Source organism: Actinosynnema mirum DSM 43827, from assembly GCF_000023245.1.
Taxonomy (GTDB): domain Bacteria; phylum Actinomycetota; class Actinomycetes; order Mycobacteriales; family Pseudonocardiaceae; genus Actinosynnema; species Actinosynnema mirum.
Genome location: NC_013093.1, coordinates 4,254,910 through 4,280,118 on the forward strand (window position 1 = coordinate 4,254,910; position 25,209 = coordinate 4,280,118).

Here is a 25,209-nt window from a genome sequence, read left to right on the forward strand (position 1 = left end):
GCATCCCCAGGACGGGTGGGACAGGTCGCTCAGGTCTGCGAAGGCCAGCGGACAGTCATCACCACGGAGTCCTCCAGGGCCTCCCACGAGTGGTCGATGCCCGGTCCCCACATGATGTAGTCGCCTTGCGCCGTCATGGTCTTGCCGCCCTCGGTGAGGTCCACGCGGAAGTTGCCGCTGATCAGGAACACCAGGGTGGTGCGCTGGTCGTCGGAGGTCCACTCGGCGCGCTTGTCGCCCGCCGGGTGGTGGAACCACTTCACCTCCACGTCCTTCTGCGAGCGCACGCCCTGCGCCGGGTCGATGAAGTGCCCGACCAGCCACCCGCGCGTCTCGCTCGCGTCCTCGGCGGCGTTCCCGGCCTGCCAGTTGCTCACTGCGTCTCCCATTCGATCGGCGGCACGTCCACGCGTTCTCCGCCGATCTCGCGGAGGCGGCGCAAGCCCTGGAGCAGCGCGAACAACCCTTCGTTGCTCCACGCGGCATCGCTGGCCAACTCTTGCAGCAGGTCACCGTCACGGCTGGAGTAGCGGCGCAGGGACGCCGACTCCCAGTTCGCCTGCACCTCACCGCCGTAGCGGGTCCAGAACCCCTCGTCGTCGATCACGACCAGGCTCGCGAACTCGAAGTTGCCGCTCACCAGGTTCAGGCCGAAACCGGTGCACTCGACGCGCAGGCGGTCCGGGGTCAGCAGGAGCCAGCGCATCGGCTCGGACAGGCGGCTCGGGTGCATCGGGTCGGCGTGGCGCTGCTCTCCGACGGTGTTGTCGATGTCGGCGCGGCCGAACAGCTCCTCCTCCAGCTCGCGGCGCAGCGTCGCGCCGATCCGGGCGTCGGCGCGGAAGTCGGTGAGCGGCTGGTGGAAGCCCTTGGGGATGACGGCCAGGCGGCGCGCGGCGTTGATGACGTGGCCTGAGCGCTCCTGGATCAGGAGGAGGTAGTCCGCGGGGCCTCGGAACGGGTCCGCCGGGCGTGCGATCGCGGTCAGCGCGAGGGCGCCGCCCGCGCACAGGCGGTCGGCGACGTTCAGGACCGCGGGCAGGTCGGGGAGGTAGGTGTCCCGGAGCGGGGTCGGGGTGCCGGTGGTGAGCGCGTCGGACAGCTCGGCTTCGAGCAGGTCCACCGTCACCGCGTACTCCACGAAGCTCGTCACGCCCAGGGTCCCGCCGATAGCGGGCTCGGACACGTCCACGTCGAGCAGCCGGAACAGCGGCATGTTCACCATGCGGTTGCCCAGCGCCAGCACTTCGGCCAACCGCTGGGCGGCACGTCCGGCGGTCTCCTGATCCATCGTCGGCGGCTGGACAGGGGTTACGGCCGTCAGCTTCAGGCGGTCGTGCGTGGCGGTGAGCGGGCAGTCCAGGTCCAGCCACTCCGGGCGGGTCAGGATGGTGGTGCTCGCGGTGGTCGTGCCGAAGCGGGCGGTGTAGCGGCCGTGGTCCGGGGTGGCGCCGTAGTAGTCCGCCAGCGCGCGGGCCGTGGCGTGCTGGTCGACACGGCTGCGGCGGGCTCCCCGGTCGTGCAGCGCGGGGACGTCGAGGTGGGCCAGGCGGGCGGCTACCTCGCGGCGGGCCGTGCCCGGTTCCCACACTGCGTGCTGGTCGAGCCAGTCGAGCGCGGCGGTGATCGTGGGATCGGTGGTGAGGCGGAGTTCGGCGTCGGTCGCCGCGCCCTCCGGCAGGTCGAGCGTCGTGGTGGTCAGCGCGGTGAAGCGGGACTGGGCGGCTTCGTCGGCTCTGGCGTGCGCGGTGTCCAGGAGTTGCTGCATCTCCGAGCGCGGCTTGAGGTCCGGCTTCTGGTGCCAGGCCGCGACGGTGCGCGGGGCGATGCCCAAGTGCTCGGCGAACGCCTCGTTGCTCAGGCGCAACGCTGATTGCAGCGCGCAGGCCGTTCTTCCCGTCCACGGCTCGTTCAAGGCCATCTCGACACTTCCCCTGAGTGCGATGTGCGGTGAACCTGCACTGCTCGTGCAGTGGGTGTGCGGTGTTCGTTCCTGGGGTTGCACGGGTTTTCGCAGTGGAATTGACGCATGGAAAACGACCGGCGTCACCAGTTGGAGCGGATGCGGCTAGCGGCGGTCGGTGATGTCGGACAGGCGCTGCTCGACGTTGTCCAGGCGGGACCAGAGGCTGTCCGCGGGATCGGTCACCGGCTCGTCTGCGGCTGGCGGGGTTCTGTTGTGCAGCAACGCTTCCAGGTGCGTCGGGTGCAGGCCGAGCGCGGTCGACAAGGACTCCAGGGTTCGCGGGCTGCGGCGGCGTTCCACGGTGTGGTGCTGGATCTCGCGGACGATCGCCTGCGAGACGTTCGAGCGCTCCGCCAGTTCGCGCTGACGCAGCCCAGTTCGTTGACGCGCTGGTTGATCGCCTTCGCGACCGCAGCCCAGTCCTCCGACACGTATTCCTCCGCACTCCGCCTCGGCGCCGAGATTAGCGGCTTCTAGCTGATTGATGAGCAGGCGCGGCGATTTTTGTGCCGTGTCTGGACTTGCACTGCTTTTAATGAGCTGAAATCAGCGTATTTGAGCTGAAATCATTAGACATTGCAGGAAAGGTCATTTGATGAGCGCTTCTGTGCGTTGCGTGGAGTACACGGTCCGACAGGTCGCCTGGCTGCTCGGCGTGCCCCGGTCGGAGGTCTCCTCCGGGGCGATCCGGCGTGGACGGCTGCGGGTGGTGTGGCGGCGCGGGCGGCTGGCGGTCCCGGCCTCGGTGGTGACTCGGCTGCTCGGGGGTGGCCGGTGAACCTCGTCGGGATCGCTTGGGCGCTGGACCGGCTGCGGTGGGTGCCGGCCGAGGTGCTCGCGGCCGTGGTCGAGCGGGACGGGCTGTGCTGGGCGGCTGAGGACCTGCCGCCTCGGGACGGCGAGGAGTTGACCGATCGGGAGTTGGCTGCGCGGATGTGCGCGGGGTGCCCGGTGGTGGACGAGTGCTTGGAACTGGAACTGCGCACCGGCGGGGAGCTCAGCGTCGGAGTGTGGGGCGGGTTGTGCGAGCAGGACCGGCGGGAACTGCTCGCGCACTGGCTGCGACGTGGCGAGAGGTGGGAGCGGCCGTGAACGGTCTCACTTCTGCGCAGGTGGTGGGTGTGGTCGGGGCACTGCTGGTGCTGCTGTTCGTGTGGCGGGCCGGTGCTCGGCGAGCGCGGGCGACGGCGCGGGCGACTCAGGCCGGGGTGCGGCTGGTGTCGCTGGCCGGTCGGGTACTGGTGAACGCGGCGGTGATCGTGCTCGTTCAGTGGGTGGTGATCACCCATCGAGGGAACGGGTGGTTGCTGTTCGGAGTGCTTGCTGTGCCTGCGCTGTTCGCCGCGCACACGCTGACGCGGGCGCTCACGGTGACCACTTATGAGCCTCGGCGGGGTGGTCGGCGGTGAGCGAACCGGTGGAGCGGGTGGCGCGGCAGGTCGACCGGCTGTGCTGGACCGGGATTCTGCTCGGGCTGGCGTTCACGATGACCAACGTTCAGCAGTTCGCGGCGGCGGGAGCGGCCACCTGGTCGCTGGTGTGGTGCGCGGCGTGGTTGCTGGACCCGATGGTCTCGCTGGTGCTGCTGGCAATCCTGCGAGCCGAACAGGTCACCGCACAGCGTGGCGTGCGCATGGGCGGGTGGGTGCGGACGGCAAAGTGGTTCACGCTCGGGGCGACGTACGTCATGAACACCTGGAGCGCGTTCACGGCGGGTTCGGCTGCGTCGGTGGTGCTGCACTCGGTGCCACCCCTGGTGGTGTTCGTCGCGGCGGAGGCGGTGACGGAGTTGCGGGGCGAGCTCGGTGCGGTGGTCGCGGTCGCCAAGCCGAGCGGCTCGCCGCCGGTGGCACGGCCTCCCGCCCGACGGGTGCGGCGGACGTCGTTCAGCGAGTACTTGGCGGTCGCCGAAGCCGCGCGCACTCCGGACGTGGTGGTGACCCCGGCGTGGGTTCGTCAGGCCACCGGGTGTTCACGCGGGTTGTCGTCGCGGTTGGCCGCAGCGCTCGACCAGGGCGGTGGGCGTTCATGAACGGCGACCTGGTGCCCGTCGAGCCGGTGCTTGACGGGGAGGTGGTGGCGGAGCCCGCCGCGTCGGTGCGGCTGGTTCCCGTCGCCTGGCGGTCGCGGCAGGCGTGGCGGGGTGCGCCGGCTCGGTTGCTGAGGTTGCCCTTGCGGTTCTTCCCGGCTGTTGGCCGGGGTGCGCTGGTGGTGTTCCGCGCTTGGCGGCGCTGGGTGCGGGTGCGCGACTACCGGGAAGCCGCTGAGCAGGCCGAGAAGTTGGCTGACAAGTACGTGGAGATCCGGGAGCTGGGGTTGTACCGGTGGCGGGTCACCGGGATGGCGCTCGGGCTGGTCTCGGCGTTGTTGTTCGCCGGGTACGTGGTGTGGGGTGGTGTGCTGCTCTGGGGCGTCGCTGGTGGTGGCGCGACGGTGGTCGCGGTCATCGGGCGGCGGAAGGACGGTTCACCGGGGCGTAAGGCGGTCATGAACGGCGCGCGGGTGCTGGCGTGGACGATGGACGGGCAACTGCTCGTGGACGCCTTCCGGGACGCGAAGCTGATCGGCAAGGACGAAGCTCTGCGGCTCGTGGAGCGGCCCCACCGGGTGGGCGACGGCTGGGCGGTGGTCGCGGACCTGCCCGCGACGCGCAAGGCCGCCGACGTGATCAAGAATCGCGACGCGCTCGCCTCGGCGCTCGCGGTGGACGAGGTGCAACTGGTCGCAGAGCGGGTTCGCGGCCGGGGTGGGCACGCGGGGCGGGTGTCGTTGTGGGTGGCGGACGAGGACCCGTACGCGGGCGCGCCGCTGCGGGCTCCACTGCTCGACGTGGAGCGGTGGGACGCGTGGCGGGCGGTGCCGTTCGGGCGGGATGCCCGCGGGCGCCGGGTGGATCTTCCGCTGGTGTGGACGTCGTTGCTCGTAGGAGCGATTCCCAGACAGGGCAAGACTTTCGCCACCCGGCTGGCGGTCTCCGGTCTGGTGCTGGACCCGTACGCGCGGCTGTACGTGTTCGACGGCAAGGGCGGCAAGGACTGGGAAGCCGCAGAGCAGGTCGCCTACCGGTACGTGTGCGGGGATGAGCAGGAGCACGCGGAGGCTGTCCGGGACCACTTGGTGGTGTTGGTGGCGGAAGTGCAGGGGCGGTACGCGCGGATGGCCACTGTGGACGATGAGTTGTGCCCGGAGTCGAAGATAACGCCTGCGCTGTCACGTGATCCGGACCTGGGAATGCCGGTCACCGGGGTGGTGATCGACGAGGTTCAGGTGTATCTGGAGAACACCACGCGGGTTGAGGTCGGTGGGCGCAAGACCACGCTTGGCCTGTACGTCGCGGACCTGTTGACCTACCTGGTGCGCAAGGGACCTGCGGCGGGGATCGTGGTGGTGCTGGCGACCCAGCGACCCGACTCGAACACGATCCCATCGCGACTGCGGGCGGTACTCGGGTCGCGGTTCGCATTGCGGGTCATGGACTGGCGGGACTCGAACATCGTGCTCGGCGAGCAGATGAACACGCGCGGGTACGACGCTTCGACACTGCTCCCGGCGCACCGGGGCGTGGGCATCCTGCGGCCGGACGGGGAGATGGGCTCGGACGTGCTCGCCACGACCGTGCGGACGTACTACCTGCCGAACCCGGACTGGCGGACGATCTGCACTCGCGGGCGCGCGTTGCGGGAATCAGCCGGGACCTTGGCCGGGCACGCGGCCGGTGACGACTCGACGGGAGTGGTGGACCCGGCTTCCGTGGCACGGGCGGTCGGGGACCGGTCCGAAGGGTGGGTGGTCGAACTGCCTGAACCGCTCGCGTCGGTGGTCGAACACCTCGGGGACGAGCTGCACTCGCGGGAGTTCGTGCCGAGCGCAGAGCTGATCGAGGCACTGGGGGTGGAAGCGGGGCGGTTCGCTCGGGAGATGGGAGAGCTGGGCTGTCGGCCGCTGCGGCAGTACGTGCCGGACGGGGAGGAGGTCCGGCGGGTCCGCGGCTACCTGACCTCCGACATCCGGACGGCGATCGATGAAATCAGCTCTGAAGCTGGAGAGGGCGGATGAATGCTGACGACGTCACAAGCGACCGCGCGGCCGAAGTGCCAGCCGCGCGGTCGCGATGCGCTCACTCACCGGAGAGTTCCTCGAAGCGCGCTGGGAAGCCGACATGAGAAGAGGTGAAGTCCGCATGGCGTGACACTTCTCGATGAATCTCCAGGTCGAAGCGCACTTCTTCAGACCGGGTAGCCACGACCACCCCCGTCGACAGCTCCGTCACGGACATCCGGTCGTCGAAGACGACGAAACCCGCGTTCGGCAACTCCACAGGCGCGGTCAGCGGGATCACGCCCCACTCAACCGCGCGGTTCTCGCGCAGCAGGCGGATGCGCTCCAGCGGCACCCGAGGTGAGCGCAAGGCCGTCTCCGTGGCCACGACGACCAGGCGCGCCCCATTGCGCACGGGGTGGAGGGCCTGTTCCGGGAACGCGCCGAGCACGAGCACCCTGATGATCTGGGCAGTGAGTTCAACCCTGCGCACAGCGGGAAGCAGGTCCTTGCCAACGTGGTGCAGGAGAACACGACGTCGCCTCTCCAACGAACCAGCCTGCGCCAGTTCGACCATGCGGTCCCGCACGCCCGGAGCGACCTCGTAGCAGCGCGCGAGCTTCCGGACGTCGTCCACGTGCGGCGCCAGCAGGCCGTTCTCCAGCTTGGACAGCTTGGACTGGCTCATCTCGGCCAGCGCACCGGCTTGTCGACCGCTCATGCCCGAGGCCGCGCGAGCGGCGAGCAGCAGAGCTGCCAACTCGGTGACCGAAGCACTGGCCGATCGCGAGGGCGAGGGTCCCCTGCGCCTCAAGGCGACCCCGTGGTTGAGGAGGGTGGCGCGCACGATGTTGTAGGAACGCCCGGTCATCTCCGCCAGCTCGCGGATCGATCGTCCTTGGGCGTACCCGTCCAAAACCTGATCGCGCAAGGACGTGGACACGTTCCCGGCAGTTCCTGGGGCAGCGGAGAAAGGCCGTGTCACGCCCCCTCCTCGATCACGGCCGTGCGACGGCGAGAGCTGCCTGACGAAGACTGCGGGAAGCGGGATATCCCCTCGCGCTCCCGCCAGGCGCAGTCGCAGTCAGCACAAGTCGGCCAAAGCCCCGCGCTGGACTTCCACCCCGCTCTCCGGGGGACCGTCAACCGCACGCCGCAGAGGGTCTGCCCCTCGTCCCCGACGTCCAACCGGTCCGGGATGGCGTGCCTGCGCCCGTCGTGCGGAAGCCAGCGGAACTCCCGTTCACCGATCACGACTTCCTCCGAGCCTTCGCCAGCGCGTGGCACCACCTCCAGCAGGAGGTCTCACCATCCTCAGCCTTAAGTTGTGTACTCAAGTTAGATCCTGTTCCAAACAGGTGAATCGCCAACACCGCCAGTGACCGGCCACCCTGTGACCGTGGAGCGCCCCGTGACCCAGCACCTGCACCTGCCGCCGCCCGTGATGAAGGTCGTCCTGGGCAACGAACTCGCCCGCCTGCGCAGCGCGGCGGGGGTGACGCAGGAGGAAGCGGCCGAACTGCTCGGCTGCACGCAGCAGAAAATCGCGCACGTCGAAGCGGGCAGCGGGATCAAGCTGATCGAGCTGAACGCCCTCCTGGACCGGTACGGCGCCGAGGGGCCGGACCGCTCCTACGCCCGCGACCTCCAGTCCGAGGGCAACCGCCGGACGAAACGTGGCGCGTTCAGCACCAGGTTCCGGCAGTACCTCCGCCTGCTGGTCGACATGGAGCCCAGCTGCGACCGCTACTTCTCCTACCAGGCCCTGGTGGTGCCCGGCCTGCTGCAGACCGAGGACTACATGCGGCGCAACGCCAGGGCGTGGCGACCGTCGCTGCCGCTGGCGGAGATCGACGAGTACGCAGCGAACCGGCTGGCCAGGCAGCGCGTCCTGGAGAACCCCGAGCAGCGGTTCTGGTTCATCCTCGACGAGGCGGCCCTGCGGCGCACCGAGGGCGGACCGGTGATGAGGGCGCAGGTGGAGCACCTGGTGGAGCTGATCGACCGCCCGAACGTGGAGATCCAGGTCGTGCCGTTCGAGGTGGGCTTCTACATGGGCCAGGGGCACGACTACACCATCTTCGGCTACGACACGCGCCCGGCGGTTGACATCATCTACGTCGAGCGGCACGACGGCGGCGAGTACATCGACAACGGGAAGCGCGCGGCGGGCTACCAGACGCTCTGGGACCACCAGAGAGCTGCCGCCAGCGGACCGGAGCAGACCCGTCGCCTGCTGCTCGACCTCGCGGCGTCGCTGTAGACCGCGCCGCGGGTGAACAGGGCAAGAGGACGGAGCAGCAGATGGACCTGCACGACGGGCGCACACCCGACTTCACCGAGTGGCGGAAGTCCTCGCGGAGCAACCCGCCGGACAACCAATGCGTCGAGGTCTCCTTCACCACGACCGCCGTGGGACTGCGGGACAGCAAGAAGCCGGACGGGGGCGTCCTCGTGTTCACCCCCGACCGGTGGGCGGCGTTCCGCACCGGGCTGCCCGGGCACGACGCCCACCGGACGTCGGAGCGGTGAGACGCGCGCGGGCACGGTGGAAGTCGCTCGCCACTCCCCCGTGCCCGCATCTCCAGACCCCCTGACCTGATCCCTCGATCGAACCCCACGCGGTAGGTGGCGCACACCCGCCACGTCCCCTCCACTACCCCTCCAGCAGGGCACCACCAACTTCTGGCTCGCGCAGGCCACGTCGGACGAGGAGGAGCACGTGGGACCACGTCGCAGCTCTGCCCCGAAGCACCAGCCGAACCACCGCCTGGCGTGGGCCCGCCTGCAGCGGGGCTGGGGTCAGCGCGAACTGGTGGAGCAGATCCGGCGCAGCATGGCGAGCGCGGGAGAACCGGAGCCGGGACTCACCGAGGAAGCGGTCCGCCGTTGGGAGGCGGGAGACCGCAAACCGGAGCCCAGGTACAAGAAGCACCTGGTCCTGGTGTTCGGCGAGTCGGCGGAGGACCTGGGGCTGCTGTCCTCCGAGGAACTGGCGATCAGTCCCGTGCCCGTTCCCCCGGCGGGAGCTACGGTGGACGCACGGATGATCGAAGCCGTGGTGAGGCAGGTGATGGCGGTGCTGCTCGGTGACGACGGCCGGTTCGGCCGAGACCTCTTCCTGAAGGGCTTGCTGGGCACGAGCCTGAGCGCCCTCCTCCCGCTCGACGAGGGGGTGGCGGCTGCCGCCGAGTCGCTGGCCAGACCGCAGCGAACCCGCCTGGACGAGCGCTCCGTGGACGCCTACGCAGCGATCACCACGTCTCAGCAAGCCCTCTACTGGAGCACTCCACCCACCGCACTCCTGGACGCGGCCACGGCCCACGCGCGGCTCGGGGCGGTGCTGCTCCGCGGTGCCTTCGACACCGATCCGCTGTTCACCCGGCTGGCGGGTGCCGTCGCGCAGTCCGCACTGCTGGCGGCCCGGCTCTGCTTCTTCGACCTGTCCAGGGAAAAAGCTTCCGAGCAGTTCTTCCAACTGGCGCAGGACGCGGTGTCGCAGTCCCGCGACCACCACCTGTCGGCCGTCGTCCTGGCGCACCGCGCGTTCGTCCCCGGTTTCGCCGGGCGGGAGCAGCAGGCGCGGAACTTCTTGAAAGCAGCGCACGCGCACATCCGCCAGGGCGCCGGGCCGCTCACCCGCGCCTGGTTGCACTGCGTGGACGCGGAGATCTCCGCACGGGTCGGCAGGCAGGACGCGAGCATCGGGAAGATCGGCGCGGCGGAGGACGCGTTGAGCCGGGAGGGCACCGATCCGCTCTGGCTCGATTTCTTCGACGCGTCACGGCTGTCCGGCTTCGCGGGCAACGCGCTGCTGCTGGCAGGTGACCACGCAGGAGCGGCGACCCGCCTGCGGGAAGCGCTGGACGGGCTCGCCGAGGACGCGACCAAGCAGCGGACCGTGCTGCTGCTCGACCTGGCCGCCGCCCAGGCGCCCGGTGACGCGGACGAGGCGTTCGGCACGGCCCGCCAAGCGTGCGCCCTGCTGGAGCACGACCGCTACGCGGCGGCCGTGCAGCGGCTCCCCCAGGTGCACACCGCCCTGAGCGGGACCCCCTACGCCAAGCAGTTCGGCGAGGAGGTCCGCTCCCTGACGGGCGGTGCCTGACCTCAGGCTGCGCCGTTGTGCCGGGCCACGTGGTCGGCCAGCTCGGTCAGGTCGTCGAGCACGAACGCGCACCTGGCCTCGACGTCCGGATCGCGCAGGATCAGCCCCCACGGCCCCCTGCGGATCAGCGCGGTGGCCAGTCCGGCCTGCTGGGCGGGACGGATGTCGTTGTCGAGCCGGTCACCGACGTAGAGGACGGACTCGGCGGCCACTCCGGCCTCGGCGACGACGCGCTCGAAGAACGCGACGCCGGGCTTCTCCACGCCCCAGGTGTCCGAGGTGCCGATCAGGTCGACCGGCAGGTCAAGCCCGCGCAGGATGCCCTCGGCCCTGGCGGTCTGGTTGCCCGCCAGCCCGACCAGCAGGCCGTCAGCACGCAGCCGCTCGAAGCAGGGGCGGGCGTCCGGGTACAGGTTCTCCTCGGTGAAGCTCTCCGCCTGCCCGGCCTCGACACGCCGCTCCCGCTCCTTCGCCAGGTCGAACCCCGGCTGGAACACCTGGAAGGTCTCGCGGTAGTCCTTGCCCTGGGCGATGACGGCGCCGAAGACCGCGGAGAAGGTGTGGCGGGGCACGCCGAGCCAGTCAGCCCAGGTGCCGTACTCGCGGGTCTCGTCGACCAGGATCTCGCCGACGTCGAAGAAGACCGCCTCGATCTTCGCCACGTGAAGTCCTTCCGCTCGCCGCTGCCTACCCGGACATCGTGCCGGAAGGGGGCAGGCGCGAGAGCACGCCCGCCCGACGCGGGCTCACCACAGCCCAAGCGTCTCGATGTCCTCCGGCGGCTCAGCGAACTCTTCCCGGACGGCTACGCCCAGTAGCGCGAAGAACACGAACTCAGCGGTCAGATCCGCTGCTTGTCACGAGAAAAGATCACCACAGGAAACCCCGAACGCACCGCACCAGAGCAGGTTGTGGCCGCCCACCAGCAACAACGGGGCCACGGACATCATCACCGCCTGCCTGGTGGGGAATGGGTCAACCGGGACAGGCTAGTCACTCCAGGAGCCCCACCAGGGTCGCTCATCAGTGTGGCGTAGGGGTCTCAGTAACCTGCCGCGATGACGAACCCGAGCGTGAGCACAGCGCTGGACCTCGACGCGATCACCGCCACCCGGTGGGCCGATCCGGACGCCTTCCCGGAAGCCGAGTTCGCGAAGGCCGAGGCGTTCTGGCTGGCCCGTCGCGAGCACGACGCCCGCTTGGGCGAGGTCTTCGACCGGGCCACCGCACTGGTGCGGGAGTGGACCGGGTGCGAGCCCAGGGACGTCGGCTCCTTCGGGCTGCGGCTGAACCTGGAGAGCAGCGACCTGGACCTGGGCATCGGTTACCCCGCCGAGGACCGCCAGGCCCTCATCGCGGCGCTCGCCCCGCACACGAGCTTCAAGGGCGAACGGCACACCAGGTTCTCCACCACCCGCCTGGTGTTCTCCTTCACCGTCGACGACGTCGAGATCGACCTGAGCGCGCTGACGGTGGAGGACTACGCCGTCGCGGGCAGGATGCTCGACGAGATCGCCACGACCATGACCGAGCACGAGCGCATCGCGCACACCTGGGTCAAGCACCTGCTGCGCGCCCAGGGCCGGATGGAGGACTACGCGAGCTGGAAGCTGGTCACCTACGCCCGCTTCTGCCCGGAGTTCAACTGGGTGCCGATCCCGGAGACGGTCTGATCCAGCACCACTTCCATCGCCGAGTGGTCGCTGAGCCCGTCCTCGCGCGGGGTGTGCAGGTACCTGCAGTCCCGGGCGAGGGCGGCGTGGGTGGTGGTGAGGAAGACGTGGTCGAAGCGGTAGCCGTTGCGTTTCCCAGCCCCGGTATCGCGACCGAACCAGGAGTGCTCGACGGCCTCGGGGTGACGCAGCCGGAAGGCGTCGGTGAACCCGGCTTCGGCGAAGGAGCGGTAGAAGTCGTACTCCCAGGCCCCGAACACCGGGTGGGCGGGGATGTGGCCGGGTTCGACCACGTTCTGGTCCCCCGCCACCACCACGGGCCCGGCAGCGCCGAGACGCGCGGTCAGTCCGGGCAGCGCGGCGGACACCTCCTCCTGAAAGGCGCGCTTGGCCACGTTGCGCCGCTCACGGGGCCCCCGTGAGGGCACGTACAGGCCCACCACGCCCACCTCCATCGCGGACGACTTCACCTTGGCGGCCACGCACCGGTGTGGCATCGGGACCCCGGAGTCGGCCTCCTCCAAGCCCACGTCGGCGGGGCAGGCCAGCAGCACCCGGTACCGGTCCTCCGGAGCCGGATCAGGCAGCAGCACCTGGTAGCCGCGCTCGCGCAGCCACCGCGCCAGCAACCCGCCGGACTCACCGGCGGAGACCTCGGTGAGCACCAGCACATCAGCCTCCTGCCGCACCAGCCACTCGACCTGGGCACGGGTGCGGGCGGCGCTGGCGCGCTGAACGTTCCAGGTCAACACCCGCAACTGGTCCTGCTCGGTCACGAACGAGCTCCCGTCTCATCGAGGAACACCTCGCCGGAGGCGTCCAACGCTCGCTGGACGCGCCCCATGATGTCGCGCGCTCGGGTGATCTCGGCGTCGGAGGGCGGCGTGGTCAACGCGGTGATGTTGCGCTCCACCTGTTCGAGCGAGGTGAAGCCGACCAGGACCGCCGCGTTGTCCGAACGGCGCAGGCACGATCCCAGCGCCACCCGCACCAGGTCAGGCCCGACCTGGGCTCTCACCTCGGCCAAGCCCTGTTCCAGCATGGCCACCGCCGCAGGCGTGAACCAGCGCTTGCGCGAGCGGTGGTCCCCCGCCCCGAACAACCGGGGCCGGTCCGATCGGTACTCACCGGCCAGCAGGCCGCCAGCGAGCGGCTTGTTGACCAGCACCCCGCAACCGCGCTCCTCGGCGAACGCGAAGATCCCCGCAGAGCGGTTCTGCGGGGTGAGCAGGTTGTCACGCACCGCGAGCACTTCCGGTCGCGCCCGCTCCACCAACTCGTGGAACCGACGGACTTTGTCCACGCGCGGCTGCCCGGAGAGCCGGGTGACCGCGTGGCGGTGCGGCCCGCGCATCCCGATCACGCGGATCAGCCCCTCCTCGCGGAACCGGTGCATCGCCTCCACGGCAGGGGCCAGGTGGACGTCGTCCGGGCCGAACTCGGCGTGGTGCAGGAAGTAGACGTCCAGGTGGTCGGTGCGCAGGTTGTCCAGGGTCTGTTCGAGCTGGCGCCGCATGTGGCCGGGGTGGTAGCCGTGCGGCGCGGTGCCGGTGAAGTAGCCGACCTTGGACGAGAGCACCAGCGACTCTCGTGGCACCTGTTCGACCAGTCTGCCCAGGATGCGCTCGGAACGGCCGTGGCCGTAGACGTCGGCGGTGTCGAACAGGGTCACGCCGAGCTGGTGGGCCCGTTCCAGCGCGCGGACCGCGACGCCCTCGTCCACCGGGGCCCAGCCCATCGGCAGGCCGAGGTTGGTGTCCGGGCCACCGATCGCCCAGCACCCCATGCCGATCTCCGAGACCCGCAGCCCGGTCGCTCCCAACATCCGATACCTCACCGCGCTCCTCCCGGCCAGCAGCGGTCCGCAGGCCACCCTAGGGCAGGAAAGTTGATTCCGGAGTTTCTTCCGGAATTCATTGATCTACCCGCTTTTCCGCATTAAGGGGGTGTCGAAAATCGATCGGGCGGGGATCGTTCGGCCATGCGATGACGCTGGACCGAACGGGGGAAGCCGTGGTCGAGATCATTTTCGGTCAGCTCCAGGACAACCCTGCCGCCACGCTGCGCACCAGATTGATCGCCCTCGGTTTCCCCGATGTCGGCGAGGTGCCTTCATTGCTCCTCACCTCTCCCAGCGCGTTGGGCGGCTTCCTCTCCGAACGCACCAAGGACGAGTTCCGCGTCATCGGCCCGGTCGACGGCCGCCTGGTCCTCGCCCGACGCACCGGAGAGGACCAAGCACACGTCATCGCGCTGGGCCCCGCACCCGCACTCCCCCACTGGCTGAGCACCCACCTCCACGGCACGGCCGACGATCCCGCCGGAACCACCCTGGACCTCACCGACGAAGTGCTGCGCCGCCTGTCCCGTCCACGCGTGCTGTTGGTCGCGCTCTACCACCCGGAGAACTTCCCGCTGCCGCGCTTCGCCCTGTCGATCTCCGATCTGGCCCGCTCCATCCGCGCCACGTTCAGCGGTGAGGTCGATCTGCTGGACATGCAGTTGGGGACCACGACCGAGGAGATCGTCGACCAAGCCCGCAGCGGTGACTACGACATCGTCGGCATCTCGGCGACCTTCGGCCAGCACGACATCATGACCACGGTCCTGGACTCCCTCACCGTCCAACCCACGCGCCCCCTGCTGGTCGCGGGCGGCAGCCTCACCGCCCGCAACGAGAAACTGCTCCTGGCGCGTTACCCCGGCCTGCTGCTAGCGCGCGGAGCCGGGGAGCAGACGATGGCCGACCTGGTCCACCACTGGCACGGAGACCTCTCGCTGGCCCAGGTCACGGGCATCCGCAAACCGTCCGCAGCGCCGGTCCTGCTCGCCCTGGGAAGGTCCGCGTCCCCACGCCCCCAGGAGATCCACCCGGAACTGGACCTGCTGCCCGCCACGCTCGACCGCGGCGGCGTCGTCCAACTGGAAGCCTCACGGGGCTGCACGAACTACTGCTCGTTCTGCCCACGCGGCCACAAGGGGATCTGGAACGGCTCCTCCCCCACCGCGCTGGCGCCGATCGTGCGGGAGTGCGCGCGGGTGTTCGACCACTACCTCGAGGTCTCCAGAACCATGTACCTGGTCGACGAGGAGTTCATCGGCCGCGACGACGACTCACCCCGACGCGCCGTCGAGGTGGCGCGCGTGCTGGCCGAGCACGGCTTCGCCTGGGAGAGCAGCTGCCGCATCGACCAGGTCGTGGACCCCGCGCACGACCTGGCCTGGCACGCAGACCGCGCCAGGCTGTGGCGGGAACTGCTGGCCCTGCGGTTGCGCCGCTGCCTGTTCGGCATCGAGTCAGGCGTGACCAGCGTGCTGGAGCGCTTCGCCAAGCAGACCACCGCCGAGCAGAACGCGCTGGGCATCCGCACCCTGTCGGCGCTGGGCGTCCCCACCCGGTTCACCTACATCACCTTCGACCACCTGATGACCTTCGACGAACTCCTCGCCACCCACCGCTTCCAGGGCCGCACCGACCTGCTGCTGCGCCCACAGCCGCAATTGAGCGCGGAGGAGCTCGTGCGGGCCGTGCGCGATGAGGACTTCGTCGCCCGCAACAGCACCGGGAAACCCTTCTACACCGGCATCTCCTACCAGCTTGTCGGCATGGAGTGCCTGATCGGCGCCGCCTACACCCGCCGCGTCCAGGCGACGGGCCTGGCCACCGGGACCAACCCGCTCATGGGGCGCGTCGACGCCGACTACGCGGACTGGCGCATCGGCGCGGTGGCGGAGGCCGGGCAGCGCTGGGTCGACCGGAACTTCGCGCTCGACTACACGCTCAAGTCCTTGGAGAAGGTGCTGGACGGGCAGGCGCGGCGCAGCGTGCGCACGGCCCGCGTCGTCCTCAAGGACGCCGCGTATGACCTGCTCGGCGCGATGATCGTCGCCCAGGCCGACAGGTCGATGAATCCAAGCGACGCAGAAGTCGCTACCGTCACAGCGGAACTGCGCGGGTTGCTCGACGAGACAGCAGCTTCAGTGGAACGCTCCTTCGGAGCCGTCCTGCCCGCGCTGCTGGAGGCCCTGCCTTCCCCACACGCTGAAACGCTGCGCCGCGAGCACTCCACCTGGTTGGGAAAAACCGGCTGGAGGCTGATCAACACTGCCGGTTCGTGCTGATTCACGACTTGCAGGAATCACCGCCGGAGGGATCATGGCGGGACAGCGGCGGGTGTTGGAATCCCACTGGCACAGGCAACCTGGTCATCAGAAAACCAGGTGGGTGGCACCGAACGAACAACCACCCCGCAGCCAGGAAGGGCAAGCCCGTGCCGAACACCATCCTGCTGCGCGAGGAGCCCTTCACGAAAGCCGCCGCGCTGGCCGGGTACAAGTCCGACTACGCGCTCGCCAAGGCGATGGACGTGAACAGGTCAACGGTGACACGGGTTCTCTCCGGTGATCTCCAGCCAGGCCCGGCTTTCATCGCGGGCGCCCTGTTCGCCTTGGAGCCCATGGAGTTCAAAGACCTCTTGAAGATCGTCCGCGGCGACTAGCCAAGTGAAGAGCCACCGACCAGACCGGCAGCCAGACAGACGGAGAAGCCATGGACAGCCCAACGGACAGCGTTGACGAAGCACGGAGCTCGTCCTACACCGCAGAGGAGTTCGTCGAACTCGTGCGGGACGTCGCCGCCGACGAGATGCCTCGCCTGTTCGCCATCGTCTACGAGCAGGTCCCATGCCGGGACGCCGAGGTGGCGGCCTACGGCATGGCGTTCCAGGGGCGCGCCGAACTGGTCAACCCCGATGGCACCGAGCGGATGACCTCTGCCAGCGCGGACCAGGCTGTCGCCGTGCTGGCCGCAGGCACGGGCGACAACCAGGTCAGGGCCCACGTGGTCTGGCTGGACGCCAAACCCGCGTGACCACCGGACGGCGGGCTTCCCTGCTTCCAGCCACCCGGCACCCGCGCAGTCCGTCCCGAGACCCGATGACCGCAGACGAGCTCATCGAGGACCACGTGCTGCGGCCACTGCGGGAAACCGGTCAATGGCACCGCGTGCTCGACCACGTGATGACCCAACTCGACCACGCTCCCCTTCACAGCCCCCATCTCATCGGCGAAGCACTGGCAGCAGCAGGAAGACCTGGGTCGGCAGCCCACTACCTACCGAGCATTGGCCGCAGCCGACATCCCCCGGCCCCAGCCACGAGTTTCATTGATGCGACATCGAACCTCGCCGAGCGACGAAGTTCCTCGCCCTGGAAGACCCACCCGTTGAGCCCGGAGACCTTGCTGGCGCTGTGCCGGGCGCAGGAAGCGCTGGGCCGGTTGGACGAGGTGGCGCACCGCTCCCCGTTGGGCAAGGGCTGGGGACATGCGGTCCGCCTGCGCGAGGTGCAGCAGTTGGCACACCTGCACGGGATCCACGTGTCGTTGCGCGAGGTCTGGCAGACTCAGTTGCCCGGCAGCACAACACGAATCGCCACCGTGCCCATGGTGCGCCCCTACCTGGACGCCGTTATGGGCGAGTGCCCAAGGTGGTTGTCAGAACTAGGCGGCACCATGCCGCGAAGCGCGCAGACCGCGCTGTGGCACTTGCGAATGCTGAGAAGGGGAACCGCTCCGGCATTCGACAGGCTTCCTGCGATGCTGGCGGCAGTAGGCGCACTGCGAGACGTCTGGTTGCCCCTGGTCACCGCGATCACCGCGCACCCCACCGACTACCTGGCCGCGCTGCACACCACAACCCAGACCGACAGCGCCGACCCGCTGGTGTCCCACTTCGCCCACAGCATCGTCAACGCCTGCCACGCGGAGATCACGCTGATCGACCGCCTGACGGCACTGCGCACACACCTGCTCACCACCGCCCGCGGGCACACCGGACACATTCTGGAGGTCATCGCAGCACTAACCACCACACCGGTGCTGAACAACCGCTGGATCAGCGAACAGCACAAGATCACCACGAAGGCCGCCACGAACATCACCGACACCTTGGTCTCCCAAGGCATCCTGGCCCCACACCCCTACTTCAAATGGGGCGCAGTTTTGCCCTGCGCCTGCACTGAGCCCTTTTCATCCTGGGCTGGATGCGTTGCCGTGTAGTGCTTCTTGCTGATCACAGGTTGATGAGCATCGGCGTGGCTCCGCCCGGACATGGCGAAGCCCCTGGTAGCAGAGCTATCGACCAAGAAAGTTCTGCACCGCCAGGGGCTTCACGTGCTGTTCTACCGTGCCGCGCTGCCGTTGTCACATCAGACCCTGACCTTCGTGTCCGGGCTGGTCCGCGCCCACCGCAAGCAGCTCGGATCGGTGTGGCGCAAGCTCAACCCAGGACAACAAGCCCTGCTGGTGCTGGTGTACCTGCGCAAAGGCGAGACCTTCGCCGATCTCGCCGCCGGGTTCGCGGTCTCGACCTCCACCTGCTGGCGCTATGTCAACGAGACCGTCGAACTGCTCGCCCAGCGGTCCCCGAAGCTCCGAGAAGCGCTGCGCAAGGCGAAACGCCAGGGCATGGCCCACGTGGTGATCGACGGCACGCTCATCCCGATCGACCGGATCGCCGCCGACCGCCCCTTCTACTCCGGCAAGCACAAGATCCATGGAGTGAACCTGCAGGTGATCGCGTCCCCGGACGGCACGATCCTGTGGGTGTCCGGCGACTTGCCCGGCAGCACCCACGACACCGCCGCCGCCCGGATCTGGAACATCCTCGCCGCCCTGCGCCACGCCGGGCTGATCGCCCTGGGCGACAAGGGCTACCACGCCTACGACCCGACCGACCGCCACGTGATCACCCCTTACAAGGGCCGCAACAAACCTGAATCACAGAAGGACGCCAACCGCGCCCATGCCCGCCTGCGCGGCCCCGGCGAACGCGCCAACGCCCAGCTCAAGACCTGGCGCATCCTCCGCAAACTCCGCTGCTGCCCCCGCCGCGCCGGCCGACTGGCCAAAGCCATCCACGTCCTACAGAACTACGAGGCCACCACAGGATGAAAAAGGCTCACTCAGGCCTCCCACCAGCTCCGCCGTGAGCCACACCTGGGGCAGAACCAGACCAAATGCGGTACACGCCAGATTCCGCAGGCCGAGGGGATGCGCAGCACGAGTTCGGGGCAAAGGCGGTGATGTCCGCAGTCAGCGCACCGTCAGGAACACCCAGAGGCTCATAGCGTCCAGCCGGCAACTCAGCGCGGAACTCCTCCAGGTCAGCGAGGCACCCGTGCTCGGAGTGGCGATCATCGGACCGTAGGCAAAGATCGACAACAGTCGAAGCCGAAGGAGCCCGATGCGACTCTCGACACGGTCCGCAACGGCGTCCAACAGCCTGACCTCACGTTCATCGCGGGCACACTGTTCGCCTTCGCCCCGCTCACCTTCAACGATCTCTTCGAGGTGACCAAGCAGGCGTGAGCCCCGCCAGCACAAGACCGGGCCGCGCCCACGGCAGAAGGCCTGATCCCGAAGGCGCAGCCCGCACCGGTTACCGTCCTGTGCTTTGCACGAACAAGCAGAGCGCCATGAACTCGCCGCGACCACCGCTGGCTTGTCCCCGCGCGGGATGCGCCTGCTGCGCGAGCACGGCGCCGCGGTGTTCCACCTACCCGCCGAGCATGCCGTGGCCCGCGTCGCCACTGGCTCCGACGCGGTAGCGGCGGCCGAGCGCACCGCAGCCGTCACCCGCTGGCTCGGCCAGCCGATCCGAGTGGGCACGCACGCGGGCTCGAACTACCCGAGCACCGCCCGCTGGCCCACTTCACCCAGACCGTGCGCGCCAGCACCAACGCGCTAACCAAAGCCGACCGCGACTGGCTGCTCACCCACACCCAGGAACTCCTCGACGACTACATCGAACTCGACGTCCCCCTCGGGGTCGGCCACATCCACGGCAACGCCCGGTTGGGCCCTCCGAACAACTGGATGCCTTCGCCAACGCCTACAGCCACGACGTGAGCACCTGGTACGGGGCTACCCGGTGCTGCGCGCCATCCGCGACCTGCACAACCCTGGGGTCCTTCATCCGCCACGCGGACAACGCCGACCAGGGCGCCTCCCACGCAACTCGCCCACCGGCTTGCCACTGTGCGCTCTGGTGACGAAGCCGCGCTGTGGACGCCGCGTTGAACAGAAACCATCCTGGTGGACGGGCTCGAGCACGGCTGCGACCACGGCGTCGAGGTTGGGGTGGGACATCAGCGACAACATGTCGCAGTGACACCCTCCGTCCCCGCAGGCCGTGCTCCTTGACGAATTTGCGGACCAGCTTGGCCGGACCAGGAACCTTCTGTCCGGCGATCTCCCACTGGGGGCGTGCGGCGACTCCACGCCGACCACGGCTCCGGTCTCGGTGTCGCCCGCTGACCTGTCGAACGCACTTTCGCCTGGCTCAAGAACTTCCGCAGGCTCCGCGTCCGCACCGAACGACGCGCCGACATCCACCAGGCCGTCCTGTCCCTGGCTTGCTCGATCACCTACCTCCGAAACCTCACTCTGAACTGATCTCCTGGTCAGGCGGGGCGCCTCGGTCAGCCCTCCGGCTGCGCAGCTTGCGACGTCACTTGCTCGACGAGTCGGTGCACCGCCTCGTTCACGGCCTGCGGGGTGTACCGCTGCTCGTACAGGGCTCTTGCGCGCTCGGCCAGGGAGCGCCGCGCGTCCCCGTCCCGCAGCAGCCGCGCCACCGCGTCCGCGAAAGCCTCGCTGTCGTCCTCGATCCGCAGGTGCACCGCGTCCTCTCCCCCCAGGCCCTCGCATCCCACGGTCGTCGAGACGACCGGAATCCCGCTGGCGAACCCCTCCAGGATCTTGATGCGGGTGCCTCCGCCCACGCGCAGCGGGGCGACCACCACGTGTGCGCGGTCCAGGTAGGGCCGCATGTGCGGCACCTCGCCGACCACCTCCACACCCGGTAGCGACCCCAGGTCCACCACGTCCTGCGAGGGCTTTCCGACCAGGAGCAGCCGCGCCTGGGGGTGCTGGGCCCGGACGCGCGGCAGGACGTCCGTCGCGAACCAGATCGCCGCGTCCTCGTTCGGCGGCCACTGGAGCCATCCTTGGAAGAGGATGGTGTCGCCCACCCCGTGCACCCGGTCGACTGCCGCTTGACCGGTCTCATCGTCGTGCAGGTAGGTGTTGGGAATGACCGTGCTGTTACCGAACGCCAGCCTGGCCGCGTCCGAATCGCTGGTGAGCACCACCGCGTCCGCGGCGGCCGCCACCTCGGCGTGCCCGGCCCCGACGAGGGCGGCCTCCTGCCGCTGCCTCGCGATGCCCTCCGGGTCCAAGTCGCGCCTGTCCGGACTCTTGCCCAGCTCCGACCAGCGCTCCAGGATCACGTCTTCGAGGTCGTCCACATCCACCACGGACTTCCCGCTCGTCAGACCTCCCGCGATCTGCCACAAGCGCTCCCGGTCGTACCACACCATGTCGTAAGGCTCGTCGTCCAACCACCCCGGAAGGGCTTCCTCCAGCGCAGCCCTGTTCCGAGGCGTGTCGTAGGCATCGTCCAGGGCGAGCACCTTGTGGAACGGGCCGGTCGGCGGATCGTCCTCGACCGGCGGCGCGTCCTTGAAGCGGAACACGATCAGGTCGACGGCGCCGAGCTCGGCGAGCGCTTGGGAGGTCGCCCTGATTCGCAGGGCGCCGCCCGTGGCCTGCCAAGGTCGTGTGCCGGTAACCACCAGGAAACGCATTGACCCAACCCCTCAACGATGGTCGAACCCGCAGAACGGGTCCGGAGAACAGGTGAACTCGTCGGTGAATCAGCGAGGAGAACCAGCACTTCCCGTGCGTGGCGGGGACGGCGGCTGGACCACCGCGGTCACCACCTGACCTGCAGGTCGCGCACGCCGTAGACCGACATCTCGGTCCACACCGCCACCTCCTCCAGGGGCACGGCGAGCTGCAGCGTCGGCAGCCTGCGCAGCAGCTCGGCGAAGCCGACGGTCATGACCACGCGGGCCAACTGCTGCCCCAGGCACTGGTGGACGCCGTGCCCGAACGCGACGTGGTGGCTGCGGGGCCGGTCGACCCGCAGTCGGTGCGGATCGTCGTGCCTGTCCCCGTCGCGGTTCACCGCAGGCGCCGCGACGACGACCGTCTCGCCCGCGCGGATGGTGGCACCGCCGACGACGACGTCCTCCTTCGCGTGCCGCGCGATGCCCATGTTGATGATCGACAGGTAGCGCAGCAGCTCCTCGACCGCGTTCTCGACCAGCTCGGGGGCGTCCCGCAGCTTCGCGAGCTCCTCCGGGTGCTCCAGCAGCGCGAACGCGCCGAGCGCCAGCATGTTCGCGGTCGTCGAGTGGCCCGCGATGAGCAGCAGGTTCGCGACGCCGGCCAGCTCGTTTCTGGTGAGGTCGGTGTCGCGCGCCAGGCCGGACAGCACGTCGTCCCCCGGATCGCGCTTCTTCGCGCGGACGAGCGACTGCATGAAGCGGTTCAACTCCGAGGAGTTCCCGATCTGCTCCTCAACCGGGGCATCGCGGTGGAGCAGCGCGGCCGTGCGGCGCTGGAACTCGTCGCGGTCGCCAGGGGCGACGCCCAGCAGTTCGCCGATCGCGAGCGACGGCAGCGGCACCGCGAAGTCGGGGACCAGGTCGGCAGGTGGGCCCTTCTCGACCACCGCGTCGAGCCGGGTGGTGACGATCTCGTGGATGCGCGGCGTCAGGTCGCGCATGCGCCGCATGGTGAACTGGCCCGCGAGCGCGCGGCGGAAGCGGGTGTGCTCGGGGGCGTCCATGAACACGAACGACCCGGCCTGGCGCTCAGGGGGGAACATCCTGGCGTGCAGCTCGGGCGAGACGAGCGACCTGGCTCGGGGGCTGTTGATCCGGTCGGCGCTCATCCTCGGCTCCGCGAGCACCGTCCTGGCCTCCTCGTGCCCGGTGACGAGCCACACGGGGTCATCGGCGCGCCCGACCCGGTGGACCGGCCCCTGCCCGCTCAGCGCGGTCAGCCCGGAGGCCGGGTCGAACGGGCTTCGGCTGTCGCGCTCGATCAGCTCGGCGGGCAGCCGCGGGTGCATGATCTCCTCCGCGTCGTGCTGCCACTCGGCCGTGGTCATGGCCTCTCCTGTCCGACCCGGCGTGGCCGGGTCCTCGGTCGTCGGAGGGGGAACGGTTGGGGTGGTGCGGGGACGGGCGCTCAGCTCGGCGTGCTCAGCACGACCCGGTGCCCCTCCGGCAGGCGGAGCGCGAACTCGCGCCTGCCCCACGGCTGGTCGACGATCGGCTCCACCCCAGCCACCCCGGAGGCCAGCGCCGACTCGCGCAGCCCGACGAAGCCGGGGCCGACGTCGAGGACGAGCTCCACCGGGGCGCACTCCCCACGGGGAGGCCGGACCAGGCGCAGGCCGGGCCCGGTGCTCCACGGGCCGAGGACGATCCCGGCCACGTGCGCGGGCTCGCCCGCGATGAACGACACCCTGGCGCCCAGAACGGCGACCAGCAGCGCAGCGGTCGCCGCCACGTCGACCACCTGGACCACCGGCTGGAGGTGGACCACGGAGACCGGGTCCGGTGTGCCCGCCCTGCCGAGCACGATCATCTCGTGCGGCCGGTCCCGGTGCCCGTACCGCTGGACGAACCTGCCGCGCTCGGTGAGGCCGACCTTGCGGCACACCGCGATCGAGCGGGTGTTGGTCGACTCGACCCACGCCTCGACCCGGTCGTGCCCGACGTGCCGGAAGGCGTGGTCGACGACGGCGGCGGCCGCCTCGGCGGCGAACCCGCGTCCCCAGGCCCGCCGGGCCAGGATCCAGGTCAGGCCGGGCAGGGCCACGCCGCCGAGCAGCCCGGTCACGCCGATGACCGCGCCGTCCTCGGCACGTCGCACGGCCCAGAGCAGGGCACCGGGCCCCGCCAGCTCCTCGGTGAGGAGCTGGCGCGTCCGCTCCACCGACGCCCGCTCGGGGCAGGTCCACCAGCGCATCACCGCAGGGTCGCCGTACACCGCGTGCAGCGCCTCGGCGTGCTCGTCCGGGTCGAGCGGAAGCAACTCGAGCCGGGAAGTCCTCAGGTCCATGGTTCTCCGTTCCCTGCGGCCACAGGGAGGATCGGCGCCGCCCCGCGCCCAGCCCGGTTCACGACGTCCCACCCCGCGCCTGCGCCGCGGTCAGCAGCGGGTTGATCCGATCCTCGCCGATCCGCGCGCGCAGGGCCGGGTCGGTGACGCCCAGCCCACGCTCGGGAGCCAGGCACAGGACTGCCACCTTCCCCAGGTGGCCGTTGGTCTGGACGAGCCGGGCGGCTTCGCCGACCTCGGCCAGCGGGTAGACGGCGGACATGGTCGGGGACACGGCGCCGCTCGCGATGAGCCGGTTGGTCTCCACCTGCTCCTGGAGGTTCATCGCGTGGCTGCCGACGACCTTCTTCAGCCTCATCCACAGGTACCGGTTGTCGAACGTGTGCTGGTAGCCGGAACTGGACCCGCACGTGACGACGGTGCCACCGCGCCGCACGACGAACACCGAGACGCCGAACGTCGCCCGTCCCACGTGCTCGAAGACGATGTCGGGGTCCCGGCCGATCCGGCGGCGGATCTCGGCGCCGAGCCGCTTGCCGACCGCGAGCACCCTGGCCGGGTCGTCGCCCGTGGTGTCGTCCAGGCCGATCTCGCGGCGGTCCACCACGACGTCGCACCCGAGCTTGCGCAGGGCCTCGGCCTTGCCGGAGGACCCGACGACGCCGATCGGGATGCCGCCGCCGTTCTTCACGAACTGGACCGCGTAAGCGCCGAGACCACCGGCCGCGCCCCAGATCAGCACGGCGTCGCCCTGCTTCATCCTGGCCCCGTGGTCGCCCACGAGCATGCGGTAGGCGGTGCCCGCGCACAACGGGCTGCACGCGGCCTCCTCCCACGTCAGGTGCGTGGGTTTGGGCACCAACTGGCTGGCCCGCACCAGCGCGTACTCGGCGAGCCCGCCGAAGTTCGTCTCGAAGCCCCACGCACGCATCTCGTCGCCGAGCATGCCGTCGTCGTGCGAGCCGGCCTCCTGCTCGTCGACGTAGGCGGGGTTGACCACCACGTGGTCGCCCGCACGCCACCGCCGCACCCCGGAGCCCACCCGGACCACCACGCCCGCGGCGTCCGAGCCCACCACGTGGCGGGGCAGGTCGTGCCGCCGGGCCCAGCCGCCCTGGGCCGCGAACTGCCGCAGGAAGCGGAATGTGGGAATCGGCTCGAACATCGCCGACCACACGGTGTTGTAGTTGACCGAGCTGGCCATCACCGCCACGACCACCTCGTCCGGCGCCAGTTCGGGCATCGGCACGGCACCCACGTGCAGCGCCTTGCGCACGTCCTTGTCCGCCACGCCCTGGAACATCGCGGCGTCCTCCGCGCGCAGATGCGCGGCGACGTACTCCCCCGGCAGCGGGGAGCGCTCGATCTCCTCCTCCCCGGCGCCCGCGAGCACAGCGTCGGACAACGAGTTCATGCCGTTCCTCCTTCGTCGCGACCTGACAGTC

Annotated in this window: 26 protein-coding genes and 2 pseudogenes; 16 read left to right on the forward strand and 12 right to left on the reverse strand. The window is 69.7% G+C overall.

The genetic code is table 11. The features are described 5' to 3' along the window. Positions 1-29: 29 nt before the first annotated feature. The 3 genes and pseudogenes from AMIR_RS18130 to AMIR_RS18140 all read right to left on the reverse strand — a co-directional run bounded on the left by AMIR_RS18130 (position 30) and on the right by AMIR_RS18140 (position 2,397). Positions 30-389: a hypothetical protein gene (locus tag AMIR_RS18130; RefSeq protein ID WP_041836837.1), complete on the reverse strand. Its 360-nt coding sequence runs from the start codon at positions 387-389 to the stop codon at positions 30-32. After that, complete coding sequence (locus AMIR_RS18135) at positions 374-1,921, reverse strand: hypothetical protein (protein WP_015802414.1); 1,548 nt, start codon at positions 1,919-1,921, stop codon at positions 374-376. The genes AMIR_RS18130 and AMIR_RS18135 overlap by 16 nt, the downstream gene beginning before the upstream one ends. A gap of 147 nt (positions 1,922-2,068) precedes the next feature. After that, positions 2,069-2,397 (reverse strand): annotated as a pseudogene (locus tag AMIR_RS18140) (helix-turn-helix domain-containing protein). A gap of 164 nt (positions 2,398-2,561) precedes the next feature. Here AMIR_RS18140 and AMIR_RS38225 point away from each other — a divergent pair. Genes AMIR_RS38225 through AMIR_RS18160 form a run of 5 tightly spaced genes read left to right on the forward strand, consistent with a single transcriptional unit; the run spans position 2,562 to position 6,022 of the window. Continuing rightward, positions 2,562-2,744, forward strand: coding sequence for a hypothetical protein (locus AMIR_RS38225; RefSeq protein ID WP_015802415.1), 183 nt, complete (start codon positions 2,562-2,564; stop codon positions 2,742-2,744). Continuing rightward, complete coding sequence (locus tag AMIR_RS18145; protein WP_015802416.1) at positions 2,741-3,058, forward strand: WhiB family transcriptional regulator; 318 nt, start codon at positions 2,741-2,743, stop codon at positions 3,056-3,058. The genes AMIR_RS38225 and AMIR_RS18145 overlap by 4 nt, the downstream gene beginning before the upstream one ends. Before the next feature lie 29 nt (positions 3,059-3,087). After that, positions 3,088-3,375: a hypothetical protein gene (locus tag AMIR_RS18150; RefSeq protein ID WP_015802417.1), complete on the forward strand. Its 288-nt coding sequence runs from the start codon at positions 3,088-3,090 to the stop codon at positions 3,373-3,375. Continuing rightward, on the forward strand, positions 3,372-3,998 hold the full coding sequence (locus AMIR_RS18155) for a hypothetical protein (protein ID WP_041836839.1): 627 nt from the start codon (positions 3,372-3,374) through the stop codon (positions 3,996-3,998). Before AMIR_RS18150 ends, AMIR_RS18155 begins: the two co-directional genes overlap by 4 nt. Continuing rightward, positions 3,995-6,022, forward strand: a complete 2,028-nt coding sequence (locus AMIR_RS18160) for a cell division protein FtsK (protein WP_015802418.1) — start codon at positions 3,995-3,997, stop codon at positions 6,020-6,022. The genes AMIR_RS18155 and AMIR_RS18160 overlap by 4 nt, the downstream gene beginning before the upstream one ends. A gap of 61 nt (positions 6,023-6,083) precedes the next feature. Here the strand turns inward: AMIR_RS18160 and AMIR_RS18165 are convergent, their stop codons facing one another. Next, positions 6,084-6,947, reverse strand: a complete 864-nt coding sequence (locus tag AMIR_RS18165; protein ID WP_041836840.1) for a helix-turn-helix domain-containing protein — start codon at positions 6,945-6,947, stop codon at positions 6,084-6,086. Positions 6,948-6,985: 38 nt separating this feature from the next. After that, positions 6,986-7,294 (reverse strand): HC3 family zinc finger protein, encoded by a 309-nt coding sequence (locus tag AMIR_RS18170; protein WP_342626551.1) that lies wholly within the window; start codon positions 7,292-7,294, stop codon positions 6,986-6,988. 109 nt (positions 7,295-7,403) lie between these two features. On the opposite strand from AMIR_RS18170, the gene AMIR_RS18175 reads away from it, so the two are divergent. The 3 genes from AMIR_RS18175 (at position 7,404) to AMIR_RS18185 (ending at position 10,112) form a co-directional block, all read left to right on the forward strand. Further along, complete coding sequence (locus AMIR_RS18175) at positions 7,404-8,267, forward strand: helix-turn-helix domain-containing protein (RefSeq protein ID WP_245554510.1); 864 nt, start codon at positions 7,404-7,406, stop codon at positions 8,265-8,267. A 41-nt stretch (positions 8,268-8,308) separates the two neighbouring features. Beyond that, positions 8,309-8,536, forward strand: coding sequence for a DUF397 domain-containing protein (locus tag AMIR_RS18180; protein ID WP_015802422.1), 228 nt, complete (start codon positions 8,309-8,311; stop codon positions 8,534-8,536). 190 nt (positions 8,537-8,726) lie between these two features. Beyond that, positions 8,727-10,112, forward strand: coding sequence for a helix-turn-helix domain-containing protein (locus AMIR_RS18185; RefSeq protein ID WP_015802423.1), 1,386 nt, complete (start codon positions 8,727-8,729; stop codon positions 10,110-10,112). Between the two features lie 2 nt (positions 10,113-10,114). Here AMIR_RS18185 and AMIR_RS18190 read toward each other — a convergent pair whose 3' ends face one another. Continuing rightward, positions 10,115-10,774 (reverse strand): HAD family hydrolase, encoded by a 660-nt coding sequence (locus AMIR_RS18190; RefSeq protein WP_015802424.1) that lies wholly within the window; start codon positions 10,772-10,774, stop codon positions 10,115-10,117. A 396-nt stretch (positions 10,775-11,170) separates the two neighbouring features. On the opposite strand from AMIR_RS18190, the gene AMIR_RS18195 reads away from it, so the two are divergent. After that, a complete protein-coding gene (locus tag AMIR_RS18195) occupies positions 11,171-11,785 on the forward strand; it encodes a hypothetical protein (protein WP_015802425.1) in 615 nt (204 codons plus the stop codon). On the opposite strand, the gene AMIR_RS18200 is transcribed toward AMIR_RS18195, so the two are convergent. Then, entirely contained in the window at positions 11,731-12,561 is an 831-nt protein-coding gene (locus tag AMIR_RS18200) for an endonuclease/exonuclease/phosphatase family protein (RefSeq protein ID WP_015802426.1), read from the reverse strand. The two genes, AMIR_RS18195 and AMIR_RS18200, sit on opposite strands and share 55 nt — an antisense overlap. After that, entirely contained in the window at positions 12,558-13,610 is a 1,053-nt protein-coding gene (locus AMIR_RS18205) for an aldo/keto reductase (RefSeq protein ID WP_015802427.1), read from the reverse strand. Before AMIR_RS18205 ends, AMIR_RS18200 begins: the two co-directional genes overlap by 4 nt. Positions 13,611-13,771: 161 nt before the next feature. Here AMIR_RS18205 and AMIR_RS18210 point away from each other — a divergent pair, with 161 nt between their 5' ends. The 7 genes and pseudogenes from AMIR_RS18210 to AMIR_RS38230 form a co-directional block, all read left to right on the forward strand. Beyond that, complete coding sequence (locus AMIR_RS18210; protein WP_015802428.1) at positions 13,772-15,907, forward strand: cobalamin-dependent protein; 2,136 nt, start codon at positions 13,772-13,774, stop codon at positions 15,905-15,907. A 149-nt stretch (positions 15,908-16,056) separates the two neighbouring features. After that, positions 16,057-16,284 (forward strand): hypothetical protein, encoded by a 228-nt coding sequence (locus tag AMIR_RS18215; RefSeq protein WP_015802429.1) that lies wholly within the window; start codon positions 16,057-16,059, stop codon positions 16,282-16,284. Between the two features lie 50 nt (positions 16,285-16,334). Continuing rightward, on the forward strand, positions 16,335-16,655 hold the full coding sequence (locus AMIR_RS18220; protein WP_015802430.1) for a hypothetical protein: 321 nt from the start codon (positions 16,335-16,337) through the stop codon (positions 16,653-16,655). A 65-nt stretch (positions 16,656-16,720) separates the two neighbouring features. Beyond that, positions 16,721-17,842, forward strand: coding sequence for a hypothetical protein (locus tag AMIR_RS18225; RefSeq protein WP_143760766.1), 1,122 nt, complete (start codon positions 16,721-16,723; stop codon positions 17,840-17,842). Between the two features lie 114 nt (positions 17,843-17,956). Continuing rightward, positions 17,957-18,736: an IS5-like element ISAmi2 family transposase gene (locus AMIR_RS18230; protein ID WP_041836501.1), complete on the forward strand. Its 780-nt coding sequence runs from the start codon at positions 17,957-17,959 to the stop codon at positions 18,734-18,736. Between the two features lie 771 nt (positions 18,737-19,507). Beyond that, on the forward strand, positions 19,508-19,693 hold the full coding sequence (locus AMIR_RS39285) for a hypothetical protein (protein ID WP_143760768.1): 186 nt from the start codon (positions 19,508-19,510) through the stop codon (positions 19,691-19,693). A 375-nt stretch (positions 19,694-20,068) separates the two neighbouring features. Further along, positions 20,069-20,239 (forward strand): annotated as a pseudogene (locus AMIR_RS38230) (transposase); the annotation flags it as partial. A 26-nt stretch (positions 20,240-20,265) separates the two neighbouring features. Here the strand turns inward: AMIR_RS38230 and AMIR_RS35890 are convergent. From AMIR_RS35890 to ccrA, 4 genes are all read right to left on the reverse strand, one after another. Continuing rightward, positions 20,266-21,432, reverse strand: coding sequence for a glycosyltransferase family 4 protein (locus AMIR_RS35890; RefSeq protein WP_015802432.1), 1,167 nt, complete (start codon positions 21,430-21,432; stop codon positions 20,266-20,268). A gap of 128 nt (positions 21,433-21,560) precedes the next feature. Beyond that, positions 21,561-22,805 carry a cytochrome P450 gene (locus AMIR_RS18245; RefSeq protein WP_015802433.1) on the reverse strand — a complete coding sequence of 415 codons (1,245 nt, stop codon included), beginning with the start codon at positions 22,803-22,805 and terminating at the stop codon, positions 21,561-21,563. A gap of 80 nt (positions 22,806-22,885) precedes the next feature. Then, positions 22,886-23,764 (reverse strand): GNAT family N-acetyltransferase, encoded by an 879-nt coding sequence (locus AMIR_RS35895; protein ID WP_015802434.1) that lies wholly within the window; start codon positions 23,762-23,764, stop codon positions 22,886-22,888. 58 nt (positions 23,765-23,822) lie between these two features. Further along, a complete protein-coding gene (gene ccrA, locus AMIR_RS18260; protein WP_015802435.1) occupies positions 23,823-25,178 on the reverse strand; it encodes a crotonyl-CoA carboxylase/reductase in 1,356 nt (451 codons plus the stop codon). Between the last annotated feature and the right edge of the window lie 31 nt (positions 25,179-25,209).